The organism is Enterococcus sp. AZ179 (genome assembly GCF_050498885.1).
GTDB classification, from domain to species: Bacteria; Bacillota; Bacilli; order Lactobacillales; family Enterococcaceae; genus Enterococcus_D; species Enterococcus_D entomosocium.
On sequence record NZ_JBMHEO010000001.1, the window covers coordinates 2,669,288 to 2,695,928 of the forward strand.

Annotated in this window: 26 protein-coding genes; 24 read left to right on the forward strand and 2 right to left on the reverse strand. The window is 44.5% G+C overall.

Going from position 1 to position 26,641, the window contains the following annotated elements; all coding sequences use genetic code 11:
- Positions 1 to 22: 22 nt before the first annotated feature.
- Positions 23 to 430, reverse strand: coding sequence for an Lrp/AsnC family transcriptional regulator (locus IGI88_RS12590; RefSeq protein WP_008379099.1), 408 nt, complete (start codon positions 428 to 430; stop codon positions 23 to 25).
- Positions 431 to 550: 120 nt separating this feature from the next.
- Here IGI88_RS12590 and IGI88_RS12595 point away from each other — a divergent pair, with 120 nt between their 5' ends.
- The 24 genes from IGI88_RS12595 (at position 551) to IGI88_RS12710 (ending at position 25,791) form a co-directional block, all read left to right on the forward strand.
- On the forward strand, positions 551 to 1,096 hold the full coding sequence (locus IGI88_RS12595) for a cysteine hydrolase family protein (protein WP_219846252.1): 546 nt from the start codon (positions 551 to 553) through the stop codon (positions 1,094 to 1,096).
- A 314-nt stretch (positions 1,097 to 1,410) separates the two neighbouring features.
- Positions 1,411 to 2,334: a peptide-methionine (S)-S-oxide reductase MsrA gene (gene msrA, locus IGI88_RS12600; protein WP_139960046.1), complete on the forward strand. Its 924-nt coding sequence runs from the start codon at positions 1,411 to 1,413 to the stop codon at positions 2,332 to 2,334.
- Positions 2,335 to 2,683: 349 nt separating this feature from the next.
- Positions 2,684 to 4,045, forward strand: coding sequence for a hypothetical protein (locus tag IGI88_RS12605; RefSeq protein WP_005225442.1), 1,362 nt, complete (start codon positions 2,684 to 2,686; stop codon positions 4,043 to 4,045).
- 16 nt (positions 4,046 to 4,061) lie between these two features.
- Positions 4,062 to 5,285 (forward strand): amidohydrolase family protein, encoded by a 1,224-nt coding sequence (locus IGI88_RS12610; RefSeq protein ID WP_005234642.1) that lies wholly within the window; start codon positions 4,062 to 4,064, stop codon positions 5,283 to 5,285.
- A gap of 246 nt (positions 5,286 to 5,531) precedes the next feature.
- Positions 5,532 to 5,939 (forward strand): helix-turn-helix domain-containing protein, encoded by a 408-nt coding sequence (locus IGI88_RS12615; protein ID WP_061054425.1) that lies wholly within the window; start codon positions 5,532 to 5,534, stop codon positions 5,937 to 5,939.
- Between the two features lie 322 nt (positions 5,940 to 6,261).
- Positions 6,262 to 6,840: an LOG family protein gene (locus IGI88_RS12620; protein WP_008379089.1), complete on the forward strand. Its 579-nt coding sequence runs from the start codon at positions 6,262 to 6,264 to the stop codon at positions 6,838 to 6,840.
- Positions 6,837 to 7,277, forward strand: a complete 441-nt coding sequence (locus IGI88_RS12625) for a nucleoside 2-deoxyribosyltransferase (protein ID WP_005234647.1) — start codon at positions 6,837 to 6,839, stop codon at positions 7,275 to 7,277. Before IGI88_RS12620 ends, IGI88_RS12625 begins: the two co-directional genes overlap by 4 nt.
- A 16-nt stretch (positions 7,278 to 7,293) precedes the next feature.
- Positions 7,294 to 8,016 (forward strand): deoxynucleoside kinase, encoded by a 723-nt coding sequence (locus IGI88_RS12630; protein WP_139960047.1) that lies wholly within the window; start codon positions 7,294 to 7,296, stop codon positions 8,014 to 8,016.
- Between the two features lie 67 nt (positions 8,017 to 8,083).
- Positions 8,084 to 8,935: a helix-turn-helix domain-containing protein gene (locus tag IGI88_RS12635; protein ID WP_034878437.1), complete on the forward strand. Its 852-nt coding sequence runs from the start codon at positions 8,084 to 8,086 to the stop codon at positions 8,933 to 8,935.
- Between the two features lie 201 nt (positions 8,936 to 9,136).
- A complete protein-coding gene (locus IGI88_RS12640; RefSeq protein ID WP_005234651.1) occupies positions 9,137 to 10,075 on the forward strand; it encodes an FAD:protein FMN transferase in 939 nt (312 codons plus the stop codon).
- Between the two features lie 24 nt (positions 10,076 to 10,099).
- A complete protein-coding gene (locus tag IGI88_RS12645) occupies positions 10,100 to 10,705 on the forward strand; it encodes an NADPH-dependent FMN reductase (protein WP_005234653.1) in 606 nt (201 codons plus the stop codon).
- Positions 10,706 to 10,731: 26 nt separating this feature from the next.
- Positions 10,732 to 11,952 carry an NAD(P)H-dependent oxidoreductase gene (locus IGI88_RS12650; protein WP_042890446.1) on the forward strand — a complete coding sequence of 407 codons (1,221 nt, stop codon included), beginning with the start codon at positions 10,732 to 10,734 and terminating at the stop codon, positions 11,950 to 11,952.
- 261 nt (positions 11,953 to 12,213) lie between these two features.
- Positions 12,214 to 13,263, forward strand: a complete 1,050-nt coding sequence (locus IGI88_RS12655; protein WP_086297470.1) for an FUSC family protein — start codon at positions 12,214 to 12,216, stop codon at positions 13,261 to 13,263.
- 235 nt (positions 13,264 to 13,498) lie between these two features.
- Entirely contained in the window at positions 13,499 to 15,568 is a 2,070-nt protein-coding gene (locus IGI88_RS12660; protein ID WP_086297447.1) for a BglG family transcription antiterminator, read from the forward strand.
- 22 nt (positions 15,569 to 15,590) lie between these two features.
- Entirely contained in the window at positions 15,591 to 15,893 is a 303-nt protein-coding gene (locus IGI88_RS12665) for a PTS sugar transporter subunit IIB (RefSeq protein WP_005225455.1), read from the forward strand.
- A 31-nt stretch (positions 15,894 to 15,924) separates the two neighbouring features.
- A complete protein-coding gene (locus IGI88_RS12670; RefSeq protein ID WP_008379073.1) occupies positions 15,925 to 17,214 on the forward strand; it encodes a PTS sugar transporter subunit IIC in 1,290 nt (429 codons plus the stop codon).
- 18 nt (positions 17,215 to 17,232) lie between these two features.
- Positions 17,233 to 17,625 (forward strand): hypothetical protein, encoded by a 393-nt coding sequence (locus IGI88_RS12675; RefSeq protein ID WP_005234663.1) that lies wholly within the window; start codon positions 17,233 to 17,235, stop codon positions 17,623 to 17,625.
- Between the two features lie 22 nt (positions 17,626 to 17,647).
- On the forward strand, positions 17,648 to 18,514 hold the full coding sequence (locus IGI88_RS12680) for a class II fructose-bisphosphate aldolase (RefSeq protein WP_005234664.1): 867 nt from the start codon (positions 17,648 to 17,650) through the stop codon (positions 18,512 to 18,514).
- Positions 18,515 to 19,135, forward strand: coding sequence for a zeta toxin family protein (locus IGI88_RS12685; protein WP_005234665.1), 621 nt, complete (start codon positions 18,515 to 18,517; stop codon positions 19,133 to 19,135).
- 206 nt (positions 19,136 to 19,341) lie between these two features.
- A complete protein-coding gene (locus IGI88_RS12690; RefSeq protein WP_016613623.1) occupies positions 19,342 to 19,941 on the forward strand; it encodes an NUDIX hydrolase N-terminal domain-containing protein in 600 nt (199 codons plus the stop codon).
- A 161-nt stretch (positions 19,942 to 20,102) separates the two neighbouring features.
- Positions 20,103 to 21,413: an NCS2 family permease gene (locus IGI88_RS12695; RefSeq protein WP_008379064.1), complete on the forward strand. Its 1,311-nt coding sequence runs from the start codon at positions 20,103 to 20,105 to the stop codon at positions 21,411 to 21,413.
- A 373-nt stretch (positions 21,414 to 21,786) separates the two neighbouring features.
- Positions 21,787 to 22,782: a LacI family DNA-binding transcriptional regulator gene (locus IGI88_RS12700; RefSeq protein ID WP_042890342.1), complete on the forward strand. Its 996-nt coding sequence runs from the start codon at positions 21,787 to 21,789 to the stop codon at positions 22,780 to 22,782.
- Positions 22,783 to 22,928: 146 nt separating this feature from the next.
- A complete protein-coding gene (locus IGI88_RS12705) occupies positions 22,929 to 24,305 on the forward strand; it encodes a PTS transporter subunit EIIC (RefSeq protein ID WP_086297404.1) in 1,377 nt (458 codons plus the stop codon).
- Between the two features lie 43 nt (positions 24,306 to 24,348).
- On the forward strand, positions 24,349 to 25,791 hold the full coding sequence (locus IGI88_RS12710) for a glycoside hydrolase family 32 protein (RefSeq protein WP_061054416.1): 1,443 nt from the start codon (positions 24,349 to 24,351) through the stop codon (positions 25,789 to 25,791).
- 121 nt (positions 25,792 to 25,912) lie between these two features.
- Here the strand turns inward: IGI88_RS12710 and IGI88_RS12715 are convergent, their stop codons facing one another.
- Entirely contained in the window at positions 25,913 to 26,584 is a 672-nt protein-coding gene (locus IGI88_RS12715) for a cyclic nucleotide-binding domain-containing protein (RefSeq protein ID WP_005234674.1), read from the reverse strand.
- Positions 26,585 to 26,641: the final 57 nt, after the last annotated feature.

The window sequence follows — 26,641 nt, forward strand, 5'->3', positions numbered from 1 at the left end:
GACTAGCCCACAGCCGCTAACATCAAACATCCCCATGATTGAGTTTGTCAGCCACAAAGGTTTCTACACTATACCTGCCCCATTTTGAGAGACTCTCTATAAATAAAGGGAAGGTTACATCTGTAAAATGACTCACCAAGAGATAACAAGCTTGACCCGAAACTTTATGAAAGACCTCAATTTCTTTGTATTGATTCACGAAGGCTTCAAAAGCTGTATAGCGATTTGAATCCATAAAAAACCGGATGTATTGCGTACTTGGGTAGTTTACTACAATACTAAATCGCTGAATGATTCCCTCATCTTGCAATTTCAAGATCCGATTGCCCACGGCTTGTCCCGTCAGGTGGACCATTTCGCCGATTTCTTTGTTCGATAATTTGCTGTTGTGTTTCAGGATAGCTAGGATTTGTTCATCGATGATGTCCATAAGGGTTCCTCCTTTCATAATGAAAGTAAATTGACTTTATCTCTTTCAAGAGACGCTTTGTTGTAAGGTCATATGTATTTATACTGGATTATAACAAATAAGAAAAGAAATGGTGATTCTATGAAAAAAGCTTTAGTAATTATTGATGTCCAAAATGACTATTTTAAAGAAGGAAGAATGGCCCTTCATTCCCCTGAACAGGCGCTTGCAAACATAAATAAACTAGAAGCGTCTTTTATCGAAAAGCAACTCCCAATCATCTATATCCAACACATCAACGATCAAGAAGCAGCTGATTTTTTTGAACGAGGGACCAAAGGCGTACTGCTGCATGAACAGTTAAAAACAACGCATTCTTCTATTATTATCGAAAAGCACTTTCCTAACTCGTTCATTGAAACAAATTTAAAAGAAATGTTAGACTCTTTAGGTGTCCAACAAGTTATCATCACTGGGATGATGACGCATATGTGCATCGATTCAACCACAAGAGCTAGTAAAGAACTCGGTTATCAGCCCATACTGATTTCTGATGCCACGGCAACGAAAACATTAACATTTGAAGCACACGCAATTCCTGCAGAAGCTGTTCAACGAGCGTTTTTATCGGCCTTGGAAACCTTCTCTACGGTGATGAAAACCGATGACTATTTAAACGGATTGTAGAAAAATTGCGTATTTACCAACAAAGGCAACGTTCATTTGCATTGAGTGGTTCTTGATCACTCTTTGAAATTGGCAATCCTATCTCATTCCGCTTCAATGTTTCTAAAAAAAAAGAATGCCCAGTTGCGTACACACCAATTATACTGAGCTGATTCCTCAGAGGATGCATAAGAACTAATCCATACAAAAGCCAAAAACGTTCGAGGATTTCTCTCGAACGTTTTTTGGGCATCAAATTGGGCGAATCGGCGAAACTATGGTACAGTGCAACCAAACAAGGAGCGAGAGCCGCTCCTTCATGAGACAAAGGGGCAATGGTGATGAAGCAAACAACGATGGCGTGGCTGTCAGAAATCTATAATTTGATCTTGCATCCTGGCACGAGACAGTGGGAACGAGAACAACTGGTGCAAGCAAAAAATACACTGGAAACTCAGCTGACGACCAAACAAAAAGCAGGCAAAGACGAAAAAGAATCGTCAAATAGCCTTGAAGACCAACAGATCAAGCGGGTTTTGGAAAAACTAGAAGCGTCGTTGCGTCCGTTGGCACTGAGAAACAATCTGACCCCGAATGTCGCAGAGTTTTATCAAACAATCAGCCAGTCAGCACCGAAAAAGGCAATGAATGAAGATACAGGCAAAGTCCAACCAGCAGAAGTCTCCGTGGAGCCGAACGAAACAGGTGAAAAAGCACAAGAAGTGGCTATTTTTGCTGGCGGCTGCTTTTGGTGTATGGTAGAGCCTTTTGAAGACCAGCCGGGCATTCTTTCCGTCTTGTCGGGGTATACCGGGGGAACAGTCCCGAATCCGACGTATGATCAAGTACTAAGCGGAACAACAGGGCATGTTGAAGCGGTAGAGATCGTTTTTGATCCCAAAATCATCACCTATCAGGACTTGTTGCAGTTGTACTGGCAAGTGACAGACCCGACAGATGCTTTCGGACAATTTCAAGATCGCGGCAATTTTTATCGCCCAATCATTTTTTATACGACTGCTGAACAGGAAGTGTTTGCGCAAGGAGCCAAAAAGGAACTAGCCCAATCTGGTTATTATCAGCAACCCATCGTGACTGAGATCCGCAAGGCCACGCAGTTTTGGCCAGCGGAAAACTACCATCAAGCATTTTACAAGAAACAGCCAAAGCGCTACCAGCGGATCAAGCGAGCGCGCAAACAACTGATGCTTTTTTATCGGTTGAAACGCTGGACAAACCGAGGAAAAAAACGATCATAAACAGAAGATCACTAAAAAAAGCGGGGCTCCGAGAAAAGGGGAAAAGAATCAAATGAAGGCTCTTTTCTCCACAAGCCGCGCTTTTTTCTGCGCTTTTAGCCAATTGGATAAAAAACGTAGATTTATTTTGGAATAATGTCCAAAGAAAGCGTTAACAACAAGAATTATAATAGAGAAAGAAAAAGTGGCGAAAAAGGTCGAAAAAGCAGGTGTCTTTTGCTTGATTCCTTTCTTCGAGGAAAGAAGGTGGGAAACACCAGAGAATAATCAGCGGAAAAATCAATCAGCAACACCCCATAGCAACACAACATTTATTATATGAAGATTCATATAAGTTAGGAGAAATGTGATGAAAAAAAAGGGAACGTTCGTCTCACTGTTTATGGCTCTCATTCTTTTTATCTTTTCAGAAAGAACAGTGTTTGCGGCAGAAGCGATCAATGAGATCGTTGCACCAACTGGAGTCAAAGCATTTTTAGTACTGATTCCGTTAGTGTTAGTACTGGTTTTACTCTTTAAAAAAGTAGATATGATCATTGCTGGCTTGATTGCTGGGATATTGGCGATGATTATTGGCGGGATCAGTTTAGCTGAAGCCAATTCGCAACTGTTGGAAGCTATTCCGACGATGTTAAGTATTACGGTGCCAATCATCAATTCCGCTGTAGCGATGGCGGTCTTCAAAGCCGGTAGTTATACGGCAGCCTTAACCTTAGCCAAAAGAGGGACCAAAGGAAAAGTGGAATATGTGGCTGGTTTTATTGTCATCTTATTGGCAGCAGCGACTTATATGTCTGGGATCGGCGGCGGGAGTGCAATGGTGATCGCACCATTAGCATTTGCGGCGGTTGGGGTGGTACCCGAATTGATCGCAGCGATGTCGTTAGCGGCAGCTGTCTCCTTTACGACCTCTCCTGCCTCTTTGGAATCTAGTATCGTGTCTGAACTGGGCGGCTTTAGTGTCGCTTCTTATGTCGATCAAATGCGCCCATTTTGGTTGTTATTCGTTGGTTTGGCGATTTTATTGGCATTCTTCGGGACCAAGCGTCGTCATCTGGGCTTCAAAGAATCAGCCAACCAAGAGTACGAAAACAAAAGCAATGGCGAGTTATTCAAAACGACACTGCCTGCGATCTTCTTGCTTTTTGCGGTCATCTTTGGCCCGTTGATCAATGACCTGATCGGCTTTGTCCTCTTTACGCCGCTAGTTTATATGGTGGTCACGTTGGCGTTGATTTTTGTTTGTACCGACTTTTCGATGAATCAATCGGTGGAAGCGATGGTGGATGGGTCCACGTATATTTTGACCCGCTTGTTCCAAGTGGGGATCTTTTTAGCCTTCATCAACGTGATCGCTGAAACTGGGACGTTTGCTGTTATTGCCGGTGCGGCACAAAATGCCCCCGCAGCGATCGTCGTTCCCGTGGCGATCTTGACGGGTGTCTTGATTGGGATTCCCGCAGGTGCCTATGTCGGCTCCGTATTAACATTAGTGTTACCAGTTGCCGTTTCATTAGGCTTCCCAGTGTTAGCTCTTGGTTTTGTAACGATGGGGGTTGGACTCGGCAGTCAAATGAGTTTCGTCAACATTACGATGCAAGCTTTATCTTCTGGTTTCCAAATTCCGATTCTGGATGTAGTCAAAGGAAACGTGAAGTGGTTGAGTTTAGCAGCCGTATTATTATTAGTCATCGGCTTAGTGTTTGGCTGATGGATAGGAGGAAAACATGGATTTATTGATCAAACAAGCACGTCTTGAAGACGATGCAGAATTAGTAGACATTGCAATTTCAGGAGGAAAAATCACCGCAGTTGCACCCAACATTGAAGAATCAGCAGCAAAAACGATTGAGGCGAAAGGCAAAGTGGTGATCCCCGGATTGATCGAAAGCCATATCCACTTAGACAAAGCCTTGATTGCCGATCGTGAACCTAATAATTCAGGTACATTACAAGAAGCGATCCAAGTTACGGCAAAGCTCAAACCGACTTTTACCGAAGAAGATATTTATGATCGAGCGAAACGTGCATTAGAAATGCTGATCGTACATGGTACGACTGCTGTTCGCACCCATGCCGAATTTGATCCGGCGCAAGGCTTCACTGGGTTTGACACCATCATGCGCTTAAAAGAAGAGTACCGAGACCTGATCGACATTCAGGTCGTTGCCTTTCCGCAAGAAGGAATTTTTAAAGCACCCGGAACGGATAAAATGATGATTGAAGCGATGGAAAAAGGCGCCGATGTCGTTGGCGGCATTCCTTACAATGATGCGCCAGCCAATGAACACATCGACTTGATCTTTGAGATCGCCAAACAATTTGACAAAGACATTGACTTGCATCAGGATTTTGCTGACGAAGCAGACGATACATCGATCGTCTACCTGTGTGAAAAAACCATCGCAGAAGGCTACCAAGGTCGGGTATCTGTAGGACATTTGACTGCGCTGCACGCTATGGAACCGGATCAGCTGGCAGAAGTTATCGATTTGATGGTCAAAGCCCAAATCAATGTGATGCCGTTGCCTGCGACCGACTTACACTTAGGTGCTAGAAATGATGCCTACAACGTTCGTCGTGCCGTTACGCCGATTCGCAAATTACGTGATGCTGGTGTGAATATTTGCTTAGGCAGCAACAATATTCGTAACGCCTTTACGCCCTATGGCAACGGTGATTTGATTCAAATCGCTATGTTGGCTGTGCCAGTGGCGCATTTAGGCGGCGCCGATGACCTGCCGACAGTCTTGCCAATGATTACGACCAATACCGCCAAAGCATTAAATATCAAAGACTATGGGATCGCTGTTGGCAACCGCGCAGATTTGATTCTTTTAGATACCCAGAGAAAAGCCGATGTGCTGATCGATATTCCTGAACGTTTAGTGGTCATCAAAAATGGCCGCATCACCGTGGAAGTCAAAAAAGAAGTGACGATCCACCGTTAGCAACAGGTCATGTTTTCTTAAGTAGTACGATTTATTCGTGCTACTTTTTTTATCGTAATATAGTTGAAGTAACAAGATCATTTTCTAGTCATTTGTTCTTTTTTCATCTATGATAGAAAGAAAACCGCTATCACGGAGAGTTCGTTTAAGAAAAACCTGTCAAAACTGTTTGACAATGCCGTAATATCAATGGATTTGAGCAGCAATCACAGCAGGTCTGCGTTAAGGTAGAAGAAGGAGGCCAAGATGACGATTGGGGAAGCACTAAAGAACCATCGAGTCACACAGCAAATGAGCCAAGAAGAAGTAGCAAAAAAAATTTTAGTGACCCGCACATCGATCTCAAATTGGGAAACCGGCAAGACGGTACCAGACAGTTTGAATTTATTGAAACTGAGTACCCTTTATGGGTGCAGTGTCGATGAGCTATTAAAAAAGGAGCGAGCAGGAATGAAAAAGAACTTTCGTACGATGACCTATGGTGCTGGATTGAAAGACGGAACGATGCGTTTGAAAATCGAGACTGATGCCAGCAAGTTTTTCCCACGAGGGGTTGAAGTCAAAGCATCCGTCGATTTAGAAACAGGAGAAGTGACCTTTTTTGTCGAGCAAGAGGATTTGAAAAAGCTGAAAGCAGCCACCGACGAAAAATAATTTTTTTATACAGATTTTTGCTAAATTTTGCTTGGACAAGAGAAAAAAAGTGATGGATAAAAAAACACGAGCCTACCTGCATCGTGTTTTTTTATGTGGGATGAAAGAGGACTGAGGCAATCGATGGCAGCTGATGCTGTTTTTTCTTATCTGCTATTTTCAAAGTTTGTAACGTTTAAGGGAAAGCGAAAAGACGTAAACGGATTCATACAATATATAGTGAATAGATCGATTTTTATCTAAATAAAGCACAATATGTAGTATTTACTTTTTTAATAGATTGTGTAAAATAGCAGGTGTAGTGAAGAAGGAGCTGTTGTTTTTGAGAGTAACTGTATTTTGCGGTACCCGTTTAGAAAATGAGGAAAAGTTGGCAAAGACCGCTCGTGCCATCGGCAATGCCTTAGCAAAAAATCACATCGAGTTGATTTATTGCGCCCCTTTGGCTGGCTTGATGAGGGAGATCGTTAATGGGGTCTTTGAAAAAGAAGGCGCAGTGACGGGGATCTATCCATCAGGTTCCTTTGCAGAAGATTTGCCGCCAATTGTCACTGGATCAAGCACATACACTGAGTTCTATACGGATACGAGGGAGGAGCAAACACAACAATTGCTGGAAATGAGCGATGCCTACCTTGTATTACCTGGTGGATTTGGTACACTAGAGGAGTTGTCATCAATATGCTCTTTTATGACTCTTGGGAAATTGCCAGTCAAGCCAATCGGTGTGTTGATGAACGAAGGCTTGAAGGATGGACTGAAGCCACTGCTAAAAATGTTTGAAGCTTCCAGCTTTGCTTGGGCTGAACTGCCGGAAACGCTCTTTTTCCTATCTGACGTTGAGTCGTTGATCCAACGATTGGCGGCGAAGGGGTCAGGAAAGGAGTGCTTGGCAGGATGAAGCATGTCTATTTAGCTGGACCGTTTTTTTCAAACGAACAAGTCGCACGACTCAAACAGGTAGAATGCAGTTTAGCTGAAAACCCACAGCCTTTGGCGGTCTATTCGCCGCGCCTGTATCAAGAAGGTTCATCTGAACCCAATACACCGGAATGGACGAGAGAAATTTTTGAAAAAGACGTGCTGGAATTGACACGAGCCGACGTCGTCGTTGCCGTTTTGGATTACCATGAAGGAATCACTGATCCGGGAACAGCCTTTGAAATCGGCGCAGCACACGTACTAAATAAACCAGTGATCGCTTTTCAGGAAAAAGCCGCGGCGGTCAATCTGATGTTGACGGAGTCGGTACAAGCGTATTTGACTGATTTGACGGCACGAACAGCGTATGATTTTGAAAAGATGGCGCACCGAGCATTTGTAGGTGACTATATTTAATAAAGGATGGATGAATGTGTTATTAATCGCAGGTACGATCGGGGCAGGAAAAAGCAGTTTGACTGATTTTTTATCGAAGGAAATGGCGTCGAAGCCTTTTTATGAAAACGTGGAGGACAACGATGTTCTGCCATTGTTTTATTCCAATCCAGAACGATACGCCTTTTTATTGCAGATTTTTTTCTTAAACAAAAGTTTTTTAGGGATGCGAGAAGCTTTGTCGAATGATGACAATGTCATTGATCGCTCCATCTATGAGGACAGTTTGATGTTTCATCTAAATGCGGATCTAGGTCGAATCGCACCGATGGAGGTCGAACAATACGATAACCTGTTGAATACGATGCTGCGGGAATTGGAAGAATCGGCGCCGTTGAAACATCCAGATTTAATGGTTCATATCAAGGTTTCCTTGAATACGATGATCGAACGGATCAATAAACGTGGTCGTTCCTATGAACAAATTGCCAATGATCCGACATTGTACGATTATTACAAAGAATTGAATCAGCGATACGATGAATGGTATGAAAACTTTGACGTTTGTCCGAAAATGCAAATTGATGGGGATCAATTGGACTTTGTTGCCAATGAAGACAACCTCATGGTGATCCTCGAGATGATCCAAGAAAAACTGGCGGAAGTCCGTCAGACCCATGGCAAAGGACACTATTGTACGGACAAAGCCATCGCAAAAGGTGATTTTTCTAAGAAAAACGCAGCATCTGTGACAAGCTGACCCAGCAGTTGAGGACAGCTTACGAAAAAAAAGAAGTGTCTTATCGACAATGGGAGGGAGCAAGGCGATGAATGTTGAACGATTTATTGAAGCGAGGAAACAGGCGGGCTTCTCGCAGCAAGAACTTTCGGAAGGAATCTGTACGCAAGCCACTTTGAGTAAATTTGAAAACAACGGGCAGGCACCGTCCCTCAAAATTTTGATCAAATTGTGTAATCGGATCGGCTTGCCATTGGTCGACTTGTTTTCTTCCATGAATGTCGCAACGACCAAAATCAAAGAAGAATTGGCAAAAGCCGAATTCTACTTGATCACGAGCGAGTATGAACAGTTGGCTGCATTGTTAAGTCAAATCGAAGTGAAGCTGATCGATGAACCAGCATTAAAAGCGCAATATGATTATTTAAAAGGCTTTGAAATGATTTTTAATGAAGCTGCGATTACCGATGTCTTGTTTCAATTCGATCAGTTATTGATGAATGAAACGGCGGAGGAATTGTTTGATTTCTTAGCGTATACTGGGATCGGTTTGGTGTATGCCAGAGAAGAGGAATGGGCAAAGGCTGAGTTTTATGTGACGAAGGTCTTTGAGAAAATTTATACCTATCCGATCAAAACGATCGAAGACACGTGGCGGGTGTTGAACATCGTCTTTCATTGCGGCGTCTTTTATGCCAAAGTCGATGATTTGGAAACTAGTGATACCTTGTTGAATTATGTGTTGGCGATTTGTTCCGACAATCACTTGACCTACTACTTGGCTCGCGCGGCAGCCCAACTGACCGAAAATGCCATTCGTGAACAACAGCCGAAAGAAACAATTTTGGAAATGTTACACGATGCACGAGCATATGCCAAAATCAATAAAAACGTAAAATTACTGGCGCATTTAAAATCGATCGAGGAAACGATCAATTAAAAATATATTTTCGACAAAAAAGCTTTGTTGCTCAAATGCTTGATAGATAGCAGTCCTTTCGACGAAGGGACTGCTTTTTTGAATTCCTTTTATATAAAAAAATATATAATCGTGTTGACAAAAAAATATATCGGGAGTATTCTTTAATTGTGAAAAAACTAACATAATTTGAGGTATATCGTTTTTAGGAGAAGGGATTTTATGAAGGCAGCAGTGAGAGAAGCCGCTCGCACGATTCAGCGGATGGGCACGTCCATTGAGTTAAAAGTCGCTCATACAGAACCAGAAAGTGTACTGGACGAGCTGGAGACCCAGCTGAAAGGATACGACCATCGCTTTAGTGCCAATGATCCGCGATCGGAATTGAATCAGCTGAATCAGTTGGCAGGACAAAAGGGGCTTGTGCTTGATCCAGAATTGTACCAGCTGATCGAAATCGGCAAACATCATAGCTGTGCTCCCCACAGTCAGCTGAATATTGCCATCGGTCCACTGGTCCAAGCATGGCGCATCGGGTTTGAAGATGCCCGCATCGTATCAAAGACGCAGGTCAAAGAATTGCTTGCGCTAACAGATCCGCAACAGATCCAATTGGCAGCAGGCAAGGTTTTTTTGAAAAAAGCTGGAATGAGGATCGACCTCGGAGCATTAGCAAAAGGCTACATCGCTGATAAGTTACGCACCCTTTGCCAAGCCCGTGGAGCAGCGTATGGATTGATCAACTTAGGCGGAAATATTGTCTGTTTCGGCGCTGCACCAAATCATTCGGACGGGCATTGGCGGATCGGGATCCGAGATCCCAAAGGCGGTCGGGCAGACACCTTGGGCATTCTGCCAATCAAGGACCAAACCGTCGTCACTTCGGGGATCTATGAGCGGGTCTTGACCACCGCTGAAGGAACGTATCATCATTTGATTGATCCTCAGAGTGGCTTTCCCATCGAATGTGGGTATTTGAGCATCACGATCGTTGCAGCGACATCGTTACTGGGGGAAATCTGGACTTCGCGCTTGTTTGGCAAGCCCATTCCAGTTGTTTTGCAAGAGATTCAGCAGCAGCCAGAAATCGAAGGAATCATCGTAACCAAAGAAAATGAAGTCATTGCCTCTAAAGGCATTCAGGCAAGACTTTTAAGATAGCCCAACCAGAAAGGAAGAGACAGGATGAAATTTATCGGATTCGTAGGAACCAATGCCACTCGTTCCACCAATCGCACGTTGTTGCAGTTTATGAAAAAAATGTTTGCCAATGAGGCAGAGATCGAACTAGTCGAGATCAAAGATCTTCCAATGTTCAACAAACCAGAATCAAAGGAGTTGCCCGTACAAGTAACCCAGCTTGCCGAAAAAATCACGGCAGCAGACGGTGTGATCATCAGCACACCAGAATACGATCATGCCGTACCCGCAGCGTTGATCAATGCCCTGAACTGGTTGTCCTATGGAATTTTCCCGTTTGTTGACAAGCCAGTGATGATCACTGGTGCTTCTTATGGGACGTTAGGTTCTTCTCGTGCCCAAGCCCATCTAAGACAGATTCTGGATTCTCCAGAGTTAAAAGCACGGATCATGCCTAGCTCTGAATTTCTATTAGGTCATTCGCTGCAAGCGTTTGACGAGCAAGGCAACTTGATCGATGAAGAGCAGACCCAAAAACTGCAAGGACTGTTCAACGATTTTCTATTATTTGTAAAAATTACCAGCCAGTTGCAGCACGCCCATGCCGCCAATCAAAAAGAAGCTGCTGAATTTTCATGGGAAACCATCTAATCGCAAAAGATAGGAGCGTAAAGACAATGAAATTGATCGGAATCGTCGGATCAGCCGCTGAAGTCTCCACCAATCGTCAGCTGCTGAACTTTATCAAAAAGCAATACAAAAAGGAATTCACGTTAGAACTTGTAGAGATCAAAGACTTTCCTCTCTTTAATCAAGAGGAAGATCAAACCCAAAGCCCAGCCATCCAGCGTTTGAATCGGCAATTGCTGATGGCAGACGGTGTGATCATTGCTACACCAGAGCACAACCATACCGTGACGGCAGGACTGAAAAGCTTGCTAGAATGGCTTTCATTCAAGATCCATCCTCTGGAAAACAAACCAGTGATGATCGTGGGTGCCTCTTACTACGATCAAGGAACTTCAAGGGCCCAGCTGCATCTGCGCCAGATTTTGGACGCACCGGGAGTCAATGCTTTAGTGATGCCAGGGAATGAGTTTTTGTTGGGCAAAGCCAAAGAAGCTTTCGATGAAGCGGGTGATTTGATCGATGCCCGAACGGTTGCTTTTTTAGATGCGACGATCAACAGCTTCTTGCAATTTATCAAAGTCGTTTCTGCCTTAGCGGGTCCCAAACAATTGCCGCCCGAAGACCTCTACGCCACAGGGAAAATCGCAACCACCGTGGAAGGGGTGGATATGTATGATGATCAATGGCTGGAAAAAGCCGCTGAAGCAGTCGGTGCTGTTTCTGGCAATACCTACGTCAAACTAAATCGCGGCTTGCTGACAGTCGATCAGATCAATTACTTCTTAGATTCGATGCCGATGGAATTGACATTTGCCGATAGCAACAACCAATTCTTGTATTACAATCTGCGCGAAGAAGCCCAAAATATGCTAGCAGCACGTGTGCCAGGACAAGTCGGCAATCCATTAGCAAAATGCCATCCTGAAAAATCCTTCAAAAATGTTGAGTGGGTGATCCAACAGCTGCGCAGTGGGGCAACCGACGCGGTTCGGGTCCATGTGCCGAAACAGGTGCCAGAAAAATACATCGTCCACAATTATCAAGCGATGCACGATGAAAACGGCGAATATGCGGGGATCAACGAATACATCCTTGATTTCAAGCCAATCATCGAATGGTATTTGCAACAAACCGGTCAAAAACTTGTCGGCAATGAAGACGCCATTTCCAGTGCTTCTGTGCACCAAGAACCGACCGATGCGGTCACTAGTGCCAGTACTCATGACGCACCTGCAGCAGATGCGGTCACCAGCGCTTCAGTGAAATAAGGGTTGTATAAAGGGAGAGAAGGAATCGCTAGAAGCATTCGCTTGCAATCAGTTGCCAAGCGAATGCTTCTCTTTTTGCTGCTTTTTCATGAATAAACGGTTTTCTATGAGCGATTGAGTTGATCAAGGACATCATTGCGAGGATTTCACAAAGTTTCTGAAAAAAATTTGCATATTCATCTTTTGCTTCGTATACTAGTTTAGGACGTTGCTTATAAAACGGCTGTATCATCGTACATATTTTTTGATAGGAGGAATTGCATGAAAGACAAACGAAAAGTCTTGCGTCCGTTAGGATCAGGGTTTGCGATGGCGGTTCCTTTGTTTATAGGGATCCTCGTTCAGGACCCTTTGATAAGTTCTGTGGGGGCGATGGGGGCTTTTTCCTACTTGGCTTTTCAACATCGGTCCCTTTTTTATAATCTGCGCGCCATTTTGACCCACGGCGCTGCGCTGCTGCTGGCATTTATTTTAGGCGCTGGGACAGCACTGATTCCCTGGAGCGCACCTTTTATCATCGGTGCGTTATCGTTTTCTGCGTTTTTGTTGTCAAAAGTGATGCGGATCCCCAAGCCCGATTATTTCTTCGTGTTGATGCTTTATGCCACCGGCTTTAATTTTCACGCAGCGCACCTTGGAGAGATCTTGCACCACAGTTCCTATTTGCTTTATGGCATCGCAGGCTCACTGCTTGCTGGACTGGTGATTTCGTTGGCTGAACAGCTGCCGTTGAAAGAAGAAAAAACGGCCTTTCAACAACTGAGCTTGCACGAGAAATATTCGCTAGCATTATCTCAGCAACCAGAAATGGTCATCAAGGCGCTGCACTTTTCTTTGATATTGTTCATTGCGACCTACATTGCCTATCTGTTGCGGGACAGCAACGGGTATTGGATCTTGATTTCCGCTGCTGCCGTATTGGCAGGGGAACATATGGAAAAAATCAAAAATCGCACGATCGGCAGGGTACTGGGAGGAATCGTAGGGCTGCTGCTGGGTTTCTTATTGATGTCCTTGCATATGCCCCTTGAAGCGATCGCAGTTGTCTTGATCATTCTAAACATATTGACGGAGTTTTTTATGCCAGTCAATTATACCGTTGCTAATTTCTTTACCAACCCACAAGTCCTGCTGTTAATGACGATCGGTACTAGTTTTACGCCACTGAAATTGATCCCATTGCGTTTTTCAGGGGCATTGATTGGCAGCGTGCTGGCAATGCTGTTGATCTTTCTAATGGATTGGGCAGTAAAGCAAATGGAGCAAGCGCTGGGAAATAAGCAAGAAGACACGACGGATCAAACACAATAGAATGCACCATCATCGATAAGCAAGAGCAGCTGCTCTTGCTTTTTTTGCATCTGATTCTCTAGCTAAACGTTTTCTCCATCGGATAGGAAAAATAAGGAAAATATGAAATAATCGAGCAAAGATTCCTAATTCGAAATAGAAGCGTTTACATTTTTGCAAACTAAAGTGGCAGAAACATCTACTTTTTTTGTTGTAAGCGAAATCATATACTCAAATCAGAGAAGGAGAGAAAGTTGTGAAAAAACGAATCGTAGATGTTTTGCATCGCCTGTTGGTGACTGATTATCCACTATCCATCGAGCAACTGGCAGAAGAGACCGCAGCGAGTGGGCGGACGATCCGCAATGATTTGAATGAGATCAACACGTTTCTCGCTGACTTACACATCGGACCGGTCCAAACCCTTCGAGGAAAGGGCATCCTTTTGAAAATGCCCTCAAAGCAGCAAGCCATCGTTTGGCAGGCATTACAGGCACAACAGTCGGAATATATGACCCGTGAAGAGCGTAGTTTTGATCTGCTACTGCATCTGACATTTTCAAAAGAGATCCTGGTGTTGAATAAAAAAGAAGAAGCGTACCAGATATCGAAAAGCAGCATGGATGAAGACATGCGCCGTTTGCGGGCGGACATCAATAAATATGGCATTGAGATCATCAGCCTAGGAAAAAAAGGACTGCGGTTGAATGGATCGGAACGAGCGATTCGGACGATGATTTTTGACATCATCAATCAGCGGATCGGTAGGCTGCCACTTGATAAACAGACCCCAGATTTAGTCTTTACAAAATTGCTTTATCGCTATTTGCCGCAAAAAGAAATCAAACAGATCCAACAAGTGATGCAAGCAGTGTTGCCGCCAAATCAAAATGAGTTGTACAGCAGCCAAATCTTATTGTTTACCGCCATTTGGCTGATGCGCATCAGAATGAAGGAATTTATCACTCGCATGAACTGGTCTACTTCCAGCAATCCGCTCCAAGGGTCAGCCTATATCCAGGCGATCGCTGAAACCTTTTCGATCGAGCCACCAGAAATCGAAGTCAACTATCTTTCTTTCATCATCGAATCACTGAATTTTAAAGATTTGTCCAATTCCATCGAATGGGCGCATGCGCAACTCTTGTCGCTGCAGCTGATCCAATTTGTGGAATGCCAAACCAAGATCCCTTTTAGTAAAAAGGAAGAAGAGTTGTTAGAGGGATTGTATAAACATATGGCAGCGCTGATCGTTCGAGCCAAGAGCGGCATTCAAGTACCCAATCCGATCAAAGAGACCGTTCGCAAAAATTATGGACAAATCTACCAAGCCGTCAAGGGATTCGCCCCCACGATCGAAGAGATCGTCGGTCAACCACTATCAGAAGATGAACTGACATTTCTCGTGATTCATTTTTCTACAGCCCTAAGTTCATTGAACCACGAGATTATTACGATCTATAAGGCGGTCGTCGTCTGTAACCATGGAATGGCAACCGGCAATCTGCTGGCAGCCAGCCTCAAGGAGAAGTTTCCAGAAGTAGAAGTTGCGGCAGTCTTGAATTCACAAGAAGTCAATTTGATCACGAAATTCGATGTGGATCTGGTTTTTTCAACCTATGAGATCGATTATCGAGAAAAGCCGGTATTACTGATCCCACCGATCATCAATGAAGAAAATCACCAAGTGATCCGCCGTTTCTTAAAAAACAATGAACAATTCAAGCGGATCGCCTTTGACCAAAAAAATGCCACGCTGTTCTTCAATCAATTGCTTACAGTCATTGAAGAAAGCGGTGGAACGGTCGATGCTGCCGCCTATCGCAAATTGACACATTTGTTTGAACAAAATCAATTAGCCATTAATGCAAGGGAGATTCAGCCAATGTTAAAAGATGTTTTATCCGCTAGTCATATTCAATTAAATGTTCCTGTTCAAAATTGGGAAGAAGCCATTGAACGCTCTGCGCAGCCGCTAGTAAAAGAACAGATCATCGAAAAACGCTATATCGAGGCAATGGTTGCGGCGGTGGAGGAATACGGTCCTTATATCGTCATTGGCAAACATTTGGCGCTGGCGCATGCACGACCAGAAGATGGCGCCCAGCAGTTGGGTGTGAGTGTCCTCACCTTGGCGCCGCCAGTCGCATTTGGGAACCCAGAAATGGACCCCGTCAAAATCATTTTTTGCTTGGCTGCGGTGGACTCCTACTCTCATCTTGCCATCATGAAGGAATTGATCGAACTGATCAATGATGAAGAAAAAGTCACGCAGTTGCTGGCTTGCTCTACGATTGAAGCTTTTCAATCATTGCTATTTTCATAAAAAAAAGAAAAGGGGAAAAATCATGAACAAATTATCGATCTTATTCGTATGCGGTGCAGGTCTTGGCAGCAGCTTTGCGGCTCAGATGTCAACAGAAGATGTCTTAACGAAATTAGGAGTGGAGGCGAAATTGGATCATGTCGATATCTCATCAGCGGTATCAATGAAACCAGACATCATCATTACGGCAGAGAATTTCCGAACGCAATTTGAAAAGTTTGCCTTGGACCCGACAACCGCAATCATTTATTTGCGCAACATCGTTTCAAAACCAGAAATCGAAGAAAAAATCACCCCAGTATTAACGGAAAAAGGCGCACTGTAAGGAAGAGGCATGACGAAGGGAGTTTGAAAAAATGGGCATCATCAATTTTATCATTGATAATATTTTAACGCAGGCATCGATCACGATCGCTTTGATCGCGATGCTAGGGCTGTTGCTTCAGAAAAAGTCAGCAGGTCAAGTCATTTCAGGAAGTTTGAAGACGCTATTGGGCTTCCAGGTTTTAAGCGCTGGTTCTAGCATCATCGTCGGTAGTTTGACCTATTTCGGCGAGATTTTCACAGAAGGATTCGACATGCAAGGCATAATTCCTTCCATCGAAGCCATCAACGGGCAAGCGATGAATGAGTTGGGCTTGGGTCGGGACATAGCGCTGACATTTTTAGCCATCTTTGTTTTTAATATTTTATTGGCACGCTTTACAAAATGGAAATATATTTTCTTGACGGGTCAAGCCATTTTATGGATGGCGACCATGACGACGGTCTTTGGCTATTTCGCTGGTTTACGGGGCGTTGTCTTGATTCTTGTCGGTGGGTTGATTGGGGCGATCTTTGCCGTAGCGATGCCAGCGATGGCTCAGCCCATCATCCGCAAAGTCACTGGGTCAGACGACATTGCTCTCGGACATTTCTGTACGATCGGCTACCTCTTTGAAGCAGGCGTTGCCTATCTGTTTGGAGAAAGAGGCGAGAAGAAAAAATCGATCGAAGACATCAAACTGCCACGTTCTTTTGAATTTTTACAAGATACCTATCTTTCTGTCATGGTCGTGATGGTTCCACTGTATATCGTGACGGTCTTGTTTGCTGGAGAAACCTTTGCTTCTACGCTTTCTGGTGATCAAAATTACATCATGTATGCCTTCTTGCAAGCCATTCAATTCGTGGTTGGGGTCTATGTTTTGCTAGCTGGCGTTCGGTTGCTCTTAGGCGAGATCGTCCCTGCATTTCGTGGGATCGCCATGAAATTGGTGCCTGATGCAAAACCAGCACTCGATTGCCCAGTGTTCTTCCCATATAGCCCCAATGCAGTTATTTTAGGCTTCATTACTACAACGATTGGGACAGTCATCGCCATGTTCGTTTTACCAGTCTTTGGCTTGGCGATGATCTTGCCGGGGATGCTGACGAACTTCTTTGCCGGCGGTACCGCTGGGATCTTCGGCAATGCGGTCGGTGGACGTCGAGGGGCGATCATCGGAGGGATCTTTCACGGATTCTTCATCACATTACTGCCAGCCCTACTTGTAACGATCTTCAATCAAATGGGCTTTGTTAACGCTACTGCAACTGATGTGGATACCGTTACGGCAGCCTTGCTATATGCTTGGATCATCAGTCCCTTATTGAAAAACTTTTAATCGCTAGGAGGAAGACCTATGTTCTCTTTTTTCAAAAAAGAAAAAAAGCCCACAGAAACACCAGCGGTTCCTTTGACCGCTGAAGAAAGCCAAGAGGCAGAAGCGCTTATTAAAACTTTAGAAAGTCAGTTGCAAGCAGAAACTGACATCGACGAACAAGCAAAATTGTATGAAGCGTTAGGCTTAGCCCAGGCAAAACTTTCCCGCACAGAAGAAGCGATCGACGCATTGGAAAAAAGCTTGCAGGCGAAAAAATCGATCGGGGACGGCTACAAAAAACTGATGTCCCTTTACAATGCTCAGCGTGCCGCCGCCGCACGAAACGGCGACGATGCAAAGATCGACTATTACATGGACAAAATGGAAGAAATGCGGCAAATCGCCAAACAACTTACGATCAGCGGCAATTAAACTAGACGAGGTGGAATCAAGGATGTATACAACATTAAAAGAAGTAACGAAAACAGCAGAAGCATTGAATTTTACAGTGGGGGCTTTTAATACCCATAATTTAGAAATGCTGCCAAGTATGCTGCGGGCAGCCAAAGAGATGGGGGCACCCATCATCATTCAAACAAGTATCGATACGGCGAAATACATCGGCTATGATGTCTTGGTCAATGTCGTCAAAACGATTGCCGATCACGAGCTAGTAGATGCTGTCTTGCATTTGGATCATGCCAGAGATTTCGATGAGATCAAAGCGGCGATTGATAGCGGCTATAGCTCGGTGATGTATGATGGCTCGCATTTGCCCTTCAAAGAAAACATTTTGAAAACGCGCGCAGTCGTAGAATACGCCCATGCCCATGGGGTGTCCGTCGAAGGAGAACTAGGAACGATCGGCGGCACAGAAGAAGGCATTCATGTGGAAGAAGACGATAAAGTCTTCACACGCCCAGAAGATGCAGTAGAATTTGTCGCTGCTACTGGCGTCGATGCGCTAGCCATCGCTATCGGAACCAATCACGGCCAATTCCGCTCCAAAACCGAAGTGAATGTTGCGTTATTGAAGGAGATCCATGCAGTCGTCGACGTGCCGCTAGTCATTCATGGAGGAACTGGCGTCAAAGAAGAAGATTATCCTGAATTGATCAATAACGGCATTCGCAAGTTTAATGTAGGTACTGAATTGTTGGTCAATTGGACGAAGATTGCGAAAGAAAATTTTGGGGCAACGGAAGTCAACAAATCATTGCGCCACAACGTGATCCCATCCAATGAAGCCATCAAAGAAATCGTCAAGCACAAGATCGGCCTTTTCATGAATACGAAAGCGCCGACTGCGATCGGCAAATAGATGGTACGCAAAAAGATGCTTGTTTTATTGGCAGGCAGTCCTGGGACTGGAAAAAGTTATTTACTGAATCTGCTGAAGGCACGTTTTCCCGATCTTTTCGCTCTTACGCCAGATGAAATCAAAGAGTGCTATGCCGAATCCCTTGGCTTTGATTCATTGGCAGAAAAAGCCCAGATCGAAAAACAGTATGTTTGGCCTTTTTACTATCAGGCATTGGGCTTGTATATGTCTCTAGGAAAACGCTTGGTGGTCTCGGAATACCCCTTTAGTGAAAAGCAGAAGCCCTTGCTGACTTTTCTCGCTCAAAGTTATGGCTACGACTGCTTGACCATACGTTTGACTGCCTCGTTTGAAACCTTATGGGAAAGACGTTTCATACGTGATCGAGCGGATGACCGTCATTTGAGTTTTATCATGGAACGATACCATTACGGGGATGTGCTGGAAGATAGACATGCTGCAACCAACCATATAACCAAAGAAGCGTTTCGGCAAATCATCACCGATCGCCGTTACGATGACTTTCAGTTAGGGGAGCTTATCGAAGTCAATGTGGAAGATTACAAGCAAGTGGATTATCGTCCGTTGATCGAGAGAATCGCAATTGAGCTAAGTAAATAAGCAAAGCAGTGGGCGTTATACCTGTTCTAGGTACATGCCAACTGCTTTTTTTTATGAGCTATTTCTCATGACTCAGCTTTTGGGGAAGTTTAGCTGTCAAAGCAAGACGGATTGTTTCTTATGTCTCAGAAGACTTTCTTTTGCAAAACCGCCGATTTCCTCTAGAATAAGAAGCATAACAGAGAAATGGAAAAGGCGGGGAATGGATGAAAGATTATTTTGCGCAATACAAACGCCTGTTATCGATCGCTGAAGCAGGTTTGTACTATGGCAAAGATGTGTACGATAAGGAACGATACCAAGAAATCAAAGAGTTGGCATTGCATTTGATGAGTACCGTCGTGGATCAAGACGCAGCTGCGTTGACCCTTTTAATAGAAAAAAATGAGGGGTATCCTACACCTAAAGTCGACGTACGAGCATTGATCCAAAAAGACGAAAAAATCTTGCTAGTGGAAGACAGCCTGACGAAAGAATGGTCACTGCCGGGTGGCTATGCAGAGATTGGCTTGACGCCTCGGGAAAACATCAAAAAAGAAGTGCTGGAAGAAACCGGTTTGCTAGTAGAGGTGAAGGAGCTGCGAGCAATTTTTGATACGAATCTAAGACAAGACATTCCGCAAGTGTTTCAATACTATAAGTTGGTCTTTGAATGTGAGGTTCTGGCAGGGGACTTTATCAAAAACAGTGAAACCTCCAACAGCGATTACTTTGCGTTGAACGAGTTGCCAAAGCTTTCCATCAAGCGCACCACCAAGGAACAGCTGGAGCAATTGGTGAATGAGAAGTCGTTACACGTTGATTAGAAACAACTAAGGGTAAGATGTTGGAAAAAGCGTTTTATTGGTTTTTTTAACCGGATAATATTTACTTGCAGATAAAGTTGGTTTATGATTGATTTCGTCGTTTTCATTATAAAAAAATCAAGCAATGGCGACACCTTTGCTTGATTGCTGGAGGAGTAAAAATGAAGAATCAAATCAATTCCTTTTTTGGGCTAGATACCTTACAAACAACGGTCAAACGAGAAATCTTAGCTGGTTTCACCACCTTTATCTCAATGGCCTATATTTTATTCGTCAATCCAACGGTCCTCGGGGCATCTGGGATGGACGAAGGTGCCGTCTTTACAGCAACGGCGTTAGCCAGTGCATTGGGCTGTATCTTGATGGGGGTTTTAGCAAAATACCCGATCGCTACAGCACCCGCATTAGGGATCAACGCCTTCTTTTCTTATTCAGTTTGTATTGGAATGGGGGTTCCATGGCAAACAGCATTAGCGGGTGTGTTTGTGGCATCACTGATTTTCATCGTGATCACGATCTTCAAATTAAGGGAGCTGATCATTGATGCGATCCCTGCTGATTTAAAATACGCCATCTCTGGCGGGATCGGTCTGTTCATCGCCTTTTTGGGACTGAGCGAAGGCGGGATCATCGTTTCCGACGATTCGACCCTTGTGGCACTAGGCTCATTGAGTGTCGGTACGACGTGGCTGACGATTTTTGGTCTAGTGATCACTGCCGTCTTGATGGTTCGCAGAGTTCCTGGTGGAATTTTTATCGGGATGGCCGCAACAACTGTTTTAGGTCTTTTGACTGGCTTGATCCAAGCACCATCCAGTATCGTTTCTGCTGCACCAAGTATTTCTTCCACATTCTTAGTGGCGCTAAACCATGTAGGAGACATCAACTCCCTGCAAATGTGGGTCGTAGTACTGACTTTCTTACTCGTCACTTTCTTTGATACCGCAGGCACCTTGGTGGGGCTTGCCAACCAAGCAGGCTTCATGAAAGACAACAAAATGCCGCGGGTCGGCAAAGCACTTGCTTCTGACTCCACCGCCATGCTCGCCGGTTCTTTATTAGGGACCTCACCAGTAGGGGCGTATGTGGAATCTTCCGCTGGGATCGCCGTGGGCGGTCGTTCTGGCTTGACTGCTGTGACGACTGGAATTTTCTTCTTGTTCGGCTTGTTCTTTTCACCATTGCTATCCGTTGTCACTTCTCAAGTGACGGCACCAGCACTGATCGTCGTAGGTGTATTGATGGCGCAATCGCTGCGAGAGATCAAATGGCACGAAATGGAAATCGCAATCCCAGCCTTCTTGATTCTATTAGGCATGCCGTTGACCTACAGCATCTCCGATGGGATCGCGTTGGGCTTCATCTTTTACCCAATTACCATGTTAGCAGCCAAACGCGGCAAAGAAGTCTCACCAATCATGTACGGCTTGTTCTTTGTCTTTCTTGGGTTTATGTGGATTTTGAATGTGTGATAGAGGCGTTTTAATGTAAACTTAGGATTGGATTTCTACTAATGAAAAACCAGCTAAGCGTGGCTTAACTGGTTTTTTTATTATATGTCGCTTGCTATAAAGATGTTCAGAATCCAATAATGGTTTACTATCCGTGGTTTATCTGCTGACGAATCATGGCGGTGTATTGCTTAAAAAATATGCTCAATGATCTGATCGATCTTCGCCATAGCTTGTAAAGGGAGATTTTAGTTTCTCTACCATTCATTGATTGTAAGATTACTTTGAAGTGAAGCTTCATTCCAAAACCGCCCAACCCAACAATTTTTACGCAAAACCTGCGCTTTTCTTTCAGTTATTGTTATAATAAAAGAAAATGCAAAGGTGGGAAATCATGACAACGATCAAGGACATTGCTGAAAAGGCGGGAGTAGCGAAAAGTACGGTTTCCCGCTATCTGAACAATGGCTATATCAGTGAAGAAAAGCGCAAAAAAATTGATCAGATCATTGCTGAAACTGGTTATCGCCCCAATACATTTGCTCGATCGCTGAAAGCCCAAGACACGAAATTGCTGGGCGTGATCATTCCTCGATTGAATTCGCCCTCGACAAATGATGTGTTAAAAGGGATCGATACGACGGCTCGGGAAAACGGCTATCAAATGCTGATCACCAACTCCGATCAAAGCGATGAACGGGAACTAGAAAATATCGAAATGCTAGTCAAACAAAAAGTAGCAGGGATGATCCTTTTTGCGCGCAAAATCACGCCGCAGCTGCAAGCGGTGCTGGCAGAGGTTCCTATGCCGGTTTTATTGTTGGGCCAACAGTTAGCTGGCATTCATTCCATCGTCCATGAAGATTATCAAGCGGGCAAAACCATGGCAGAATATGCAGTCAGCGCTGGCCACCGACGTTATTTATTTGTTGGGGTCAGCGAAAATGATTATGCGGTAGGTGTCTTGCGAAAAAAAGGATTTCTTGATGTCTTGGCACAAACGCCCAACGTCAAAGTCGACTTTATCGAAACGTCTTTTTCAAGAAGAGAAACGTACCAAAAAGCCCTTGTGTTCTTGAAAGATCAACCGGCAACGTACATCGCCTGTGCTACCGATAATATTGCTGTTGCTGTATTGAAAGCCGCCCATGAACTAGGGTACCAAGTGCCGAAAGACTTTTCCTTGAACGGATTTGGCGGCTATGATTCGACGGATTATGTCTATCCGACCATCACAACGACCCAATATCCCTATGTCCAGTTAGGCATCGATGCCGTCTTAACGATCCAAAAACTGACGCAAGGGGAAAAGGTTCCTGAAGTGATCGAATTGCCGAATCGATTAGTGGTCAAACAGTCGACTGCCAAGCTTGACAAGCAGGAGCAATAAAGCAAACATTTTTAGAGAAAACAGGACGTCCAGTTGCGGCGTTCTGTTTTTTTATTTTCTTTGCTTGCAATTGCAAGCGGTTTCTGTTAATCTACAAATGTAGAACCGGTTCCACAAATGAACCGACGATCAAAGGAGTGGGAAAAATGAAGGAACAAAAAACGATCGACCAAGTGTTAGAAGCTGTTGGCGGCAAAGAAAATGTCAAAAACTTTGAACACTGTGCCACACGTTTGCGCTTGATTTTGAAAGACGATCAGTTAGTAGATAAAGACAAAGCGGAAGCAGTTGAGGGCAGCAAGGGCTATTTTTTCAACACGGGACAGCATCAGTTCATTTTTGGAACAGGAAAAGTCAATGAAGTTTATCAAGCCTTCGCAGCAGAAATGGGCAATGACGCCTCCGCTGAAAAAGCTGGCTTCAAAGATGATGTTTATTCGAATCTGTCACCCGTCCAAAAAGTTGTCCGCACGTTGTCAGATGTCTTGGTGCCATTGATTCCAGCTTTGGTAACGACAGGGCTCTTGATGGGGATTCGGGGGTTATTGACCGAGTTGGGGGTCACCTATAGTGCTGACTGGTTAGCCATGTTTGAAATGTTAACGGATACAGCCTTTGCCTTTTTACCTGTTTTGATCGCCTATAGTGCGACGAAAAAATTCGGCGGTAATCCGATCATTGGGATCGTGGTAGGGTTAATGATGGTGGCACCGCAATTGCCGAACGCTTGGGCAGTTGCCAGCGGGGATGCAGAGCCATTGCACTTATTCGGTTTATCGATCTCTGGGTATCAAGGGTCGATTTTTCCAGCAATTATTGTCGGGATCTTAGTTTCTAAGCTAGAAAAATGGTTCCGTAAATTTGTTCCGCAAATGATGGATTTGATCGTGACACCATTCTTAACGATCGTCATTACTTTAGGCTTGATTTTGTTTGCGTTAGGACCAATCTTGCAAGTAGCTGAAAGAGCAGTCATCAACAGTATCGTCTACTTGGTGCAAGCGCCATTGGGCATCGGTTATATCATTTACGGAGGGGTTCAGCAAGTGATCGTGATCACTGGATTGCACCATTCGTTAAGTATTATTGAGTTAGGGTTATTGAATACGACAGGCGAAAACGTCCTACAAGTCTTAGGTACAGCAAGTATGGCGGGACAATTCGGGGCTGCGATCGCTGCGGCATTTATTTATAAAAACAAAGTCAAACGCTCAAATGCCATCAGTGCGGCGGTTCCAACCTTATTTGGGATCACTGAACCTTTACTATTTGGGGTCAACTTACGCTCGATGCGGATTTTTGGCGCAGGCATGCTGGGGGGCGCAGTCGGCGGGTTTGCGACGTATGTCTTCCAATTAGCTGCCACTGGGATGGGCATCACTTTTATACCAGGACTGTTGTTGTATACTGGAGATTTCGGTGCCATGCTGAAATACGTTGTCGTGATTTTGATTGCCTTTGCAGTCGGTTTTGCTGGTGTCCAATTGCAGCGCAAACCGCTAGCCAAAGAGTTGAATCAATAAATAATCCCTTGCTGTTCATCGGCAAGAGAAAAGAGGTACCGCATTGTTAACGAAGGAATACTGGGCACAGCTTGCCCAAACACAAAACGAATTAGCAGAAAAAATCAGTGCTGATGCGTGGCGCTTGAACTATCATTTGATGCCAGAAACAGGATGGATGAACGACCCGAATGGTCTTTGCCAATTCAAAGGCGTGGTTCATTTTTACCATCAATATGTACCGCAAACGCCCCATGGCGGGGAACCACCTCACTGGGGACACAAAACGTCGACGGATTATGTCACGTTTCAAGAAGAAGCGCTGTTTCTTTCTCCCGAACACGACTATGACAAAGACGGGGTCTACTCGGGCTCTGCCTTTATCGAGAATGACGCGATCCATTTCTTCTATACTGGGAATGTCAAACATCCTGGTGATCATGACTATACCTTTAGTGGACGAGAACAAAACACGGTCCATGTAATCAGCAAAGACGGCTATACCGTCGAAAAGCAAGAAGTCGTGATTCCTCATGAGGACTACCCTGAAGGATTTACCGATCATATTCGTGACCCAAAGGTTTTTGCCCACGAAGACACCTACTATATGCTGCTAGGCGCGCGTACGTTGGAAAACGAAGGCAAAATTTTGATTTATGAATCGACGGATTTAAATGAATGGACCTATCGAGGAATCTTTTTCGGTGAGGACTATGCTCTAGGCTACATGTGGGAATGCCCAGACTACTTCCATTTAGATGGCAAAGATGTGTTGGTCTTCTCACCGCAAGGCTTGGCAGCCAAAGAACATGCCTACCAAAATATTCATCAATCAGGGTATCTGATTGGTGAGGTGGATTGGGAGACCCTGACGTTTAAAGAAACTTCTGCGTTTCGTGAACTTGATTATGGGTTTGACTTCTATGCCCCGCAAACCTTTGAAGATGAGCAGAAACGTCGGATCTTGTGGGGCTGGATGGGGCTAGGGGATACCAGTCCTGAATACAGCAATCCGACGATCCCTCGCGGCTGGCAGCATGCCGCAACGCTGCCAAGACAGCTTTCGGTCAAAAATGACCAGTTGTATCAAGAACCTTTGCCAGAATTCCAAAAATTGCGAGACAAGCAAGTCAGCCAAAAAATTGTGCTTTCAGAGAAACCGCAGCACTTGTCTTTCGATGAATTGGCATATGAGTTGCAAGTTACGGCGGAAGCCCCATTGCAGCAGTTCCAGCTTGGACTTTTGCAAGATACGACTTTGGCTTATGAAGCTGGTGTCTTCACGATCCATCATGGCGTTTCTGGCTACGGTCGTAAACAGCGCAGTGTCAAGGTCGATGAACTGACGCAGCTGCAGATTTTTGTCGATACGTCTTCGATTGAGATCTTCCTAAATGGCGGGCAATATTGTTTGACCTCTCGCGTGTATCCAAAACGGACCGAGGCGATCGCTCTCAGCGGAACCGGCACGGTTACTGTCAATGCTTGGGCATTGGCGAAAAAATAAAGCAACGATCCGAAAACGACAGCAAACAGTTGGTTTTTCTTGTTGCACCCCCAAGAGTCAGCTTTTTCTCTGGCTTTTAGGGGGGCATCATACCAACTATTTCGCTGTCGTTATTTGCTTGTTACTGCTTTTGTTGGTTTTGGATAAAGGTCTGCAGCGCAGGCGCATCGATCCGATAGCCGTCTTCAGTTTTTGTGACTAGTTTTTGCGTTTTGAAATCTTTTAAGGTATACGTCAAATGGCGATAGCTCACGCCTAAGTATTCTGCGGTCTCCGTCAATTTTTCTTGAAAAAGATCATCGATCGAAGCTTCCAACAGTAGATGAGCAAGGCGCCAAGCTAAGGGATAGGTTTGATTGACGGAAAAATGATCCATACGCAGCAGCAATTTTTCACCGATAGTTTTGCCTAGTGTTTGTACGAAAGCCAGGTCTTGCATGAGCCCGTGAGCTGCTGCTTGCATCGGAATGCCCAGACATGTTGTTTCACCGATCGCAACCACGGCTTTCGGTACTGTTTCGGCGCCAATCAACGTGAGATCGCCAATGCAATCACCAGGATGGAGAAACTGCAGCAAGGCACGTTTGCCGTTTTCTTGCGTTTGAATGATCTTGGCTTTGCCAGTCAATAGGACAAAAAAGACCGACATCGGCACCGTTTCTTTTTGGATCGCTTCTCGATGATCAAAGGTCCAGAGGGCACTTTGTTGTAAAATCTCCTCAGGAATCGGCAAGGGGCAGCTTTCTTTGATTGGTACCTGCTTTATTGCCAAGGCATAAGCGGTTTTTTTCACTTTTTTCCTCCAAACTAGGAGAAATCTCCTATTTGTTTTTAGTCAGTATAGCACATA

Coding starts and splice junctions, on each gene's coding strand:
- IGI88_RS12590 (WP_008379099.1), bottom strand. CDS start 430: ATGGACATCATCGATGAACAAATCCTAGCTATCCTGAAACACAACAGC.
- IGI88_RS12595 (WP_219846252.1), top strand. CDS start 551: ATGAAAAAAGCTTTAGTAATTATTGATGTCCAAAATGACTATTTTAAA.
- msrA (WP_139960046.1), top strand. CDS start 1,411: ATGGTGATGAAGCAAACAACGATGGCGTGGCTGTCAGAAATCTATAAT.
- IGI88_RS12605 (WP_005225442.1), top strand. CDS start 2,684: ATGAAAAAAAAGGGAACGTTCGTCTCACTGTTTATGGCTCTCATTCTT.
- IGI88_RS12610 (WP_005234642.1), top strand. CDS start 4,062: ATGGATTTATTGATCAAACAAGCACGTCTTGAAGACGATGCAGAATTA.
- IGI88_RS12615 (WP_061054425.1), top strand. CDS start 5,532: ATGACGATTGGGGAAGCACTAAAGAACCATCGAGTCACACAGCAAATG.
- IGI88_RS12625 (WP_005234647.1), top strand. CDS start 6,837: ATGAAGCATGTCTATTTAGCTGGACCGTTTTTTTCAAACGAACAAGTC.
- IGI88_RS12635 (WP_034878437.1), top strand. CDS start 8,084: ATGAATGTTGAACGATTTATTGAAGCGAGGAAACAGGCGGGCTTCTCG.
- IGI88_RS12640 (WP_005234651.1), top strand. CDS start 9,137: ATGAAGGCAGCAGTGAGAGAAGCCGCTCGCACGATTCAGCGGATGGGC.
- IGI88_RS12645 (WP_005234653.1), top strand. CDS start 10,100: ATGAAATTTATCGGATTCGTAGGAACCAATGCCACTCGTTCCACCAAT.
- IGI88_RS12650 (WP_042890446.1), top strand. CDS start 10,732: ATGAAATTGATCGGAATCGTCGGATCAGCCGCTGAAGTCTCCACCAAT.
- IGI88_RS12655 (WP_086297470.1), top strand. CDS start 12,214: ATGAAAGACAAACGAAAAGTCTTGCGTCCGTTAGGATCAGGGTTTGCG.
- IGI88_RS12665 (WP_005225455.1), top strand. CDS start 15,591: ATGAACAAATTATCGATCTTATTCGTATGCGGTGCAGGTCTTGGCAGC.
- IGI88_RS12670 (WP_008379073.1), top strand. CDS start 15,925: ATGGGCATCATCAATTTTATCATTGATAATATTTTAACGCAGGCATCG.
- IGI88_RS12675 (WP_005234663.1), top strand. CDS start 17,233: ATGTTCTCTTTTTTCAAAAAAGAAAAAAAGCCCACAGAAACACCAGCG.
- IGI88_RS12680 (WP_005234664.1), top strand. CDS start 17,648: ATGTATACAACATTAAAAGAAGTAACGAAAACAGCAGAAGCATTGAAT.
- IGI88_RS12685 (WP_005234665.1), top strand. CDS start 18,515: ATGGTACGCAAAAAGATGCTTGTTTTATTGGCAGGCAGTCCTGGGACT.
- IGI88_RS12690 (WP_016613623.1), top strand. CDS start 19,342: ATGAAAGATTATTTTGCGCAATACAAACGCCTGTTATCGATCGCTGAA.
- IGI88_RS12695 (WP_008379064.1), top strand. CDS start 20,103: ATGAAGAATCAAATCAATTCCTTTTTTGGGCTAGATACCTTACAAACA.
- IGI88_RS12700 (WP_042890342.1), top strand. CDS start 21,787: ATGACAACGATCAAGGACATTGCTGAAAAGGCGGGAGTAGCGAAAAGT.
- IGI88_RS12705 (WP_086297404.1), top strand. CDS start 22,929: ATGAAGGAACAAAAAACGATCGACCAAGTGTTAGAAGCTGTTGGCGGC.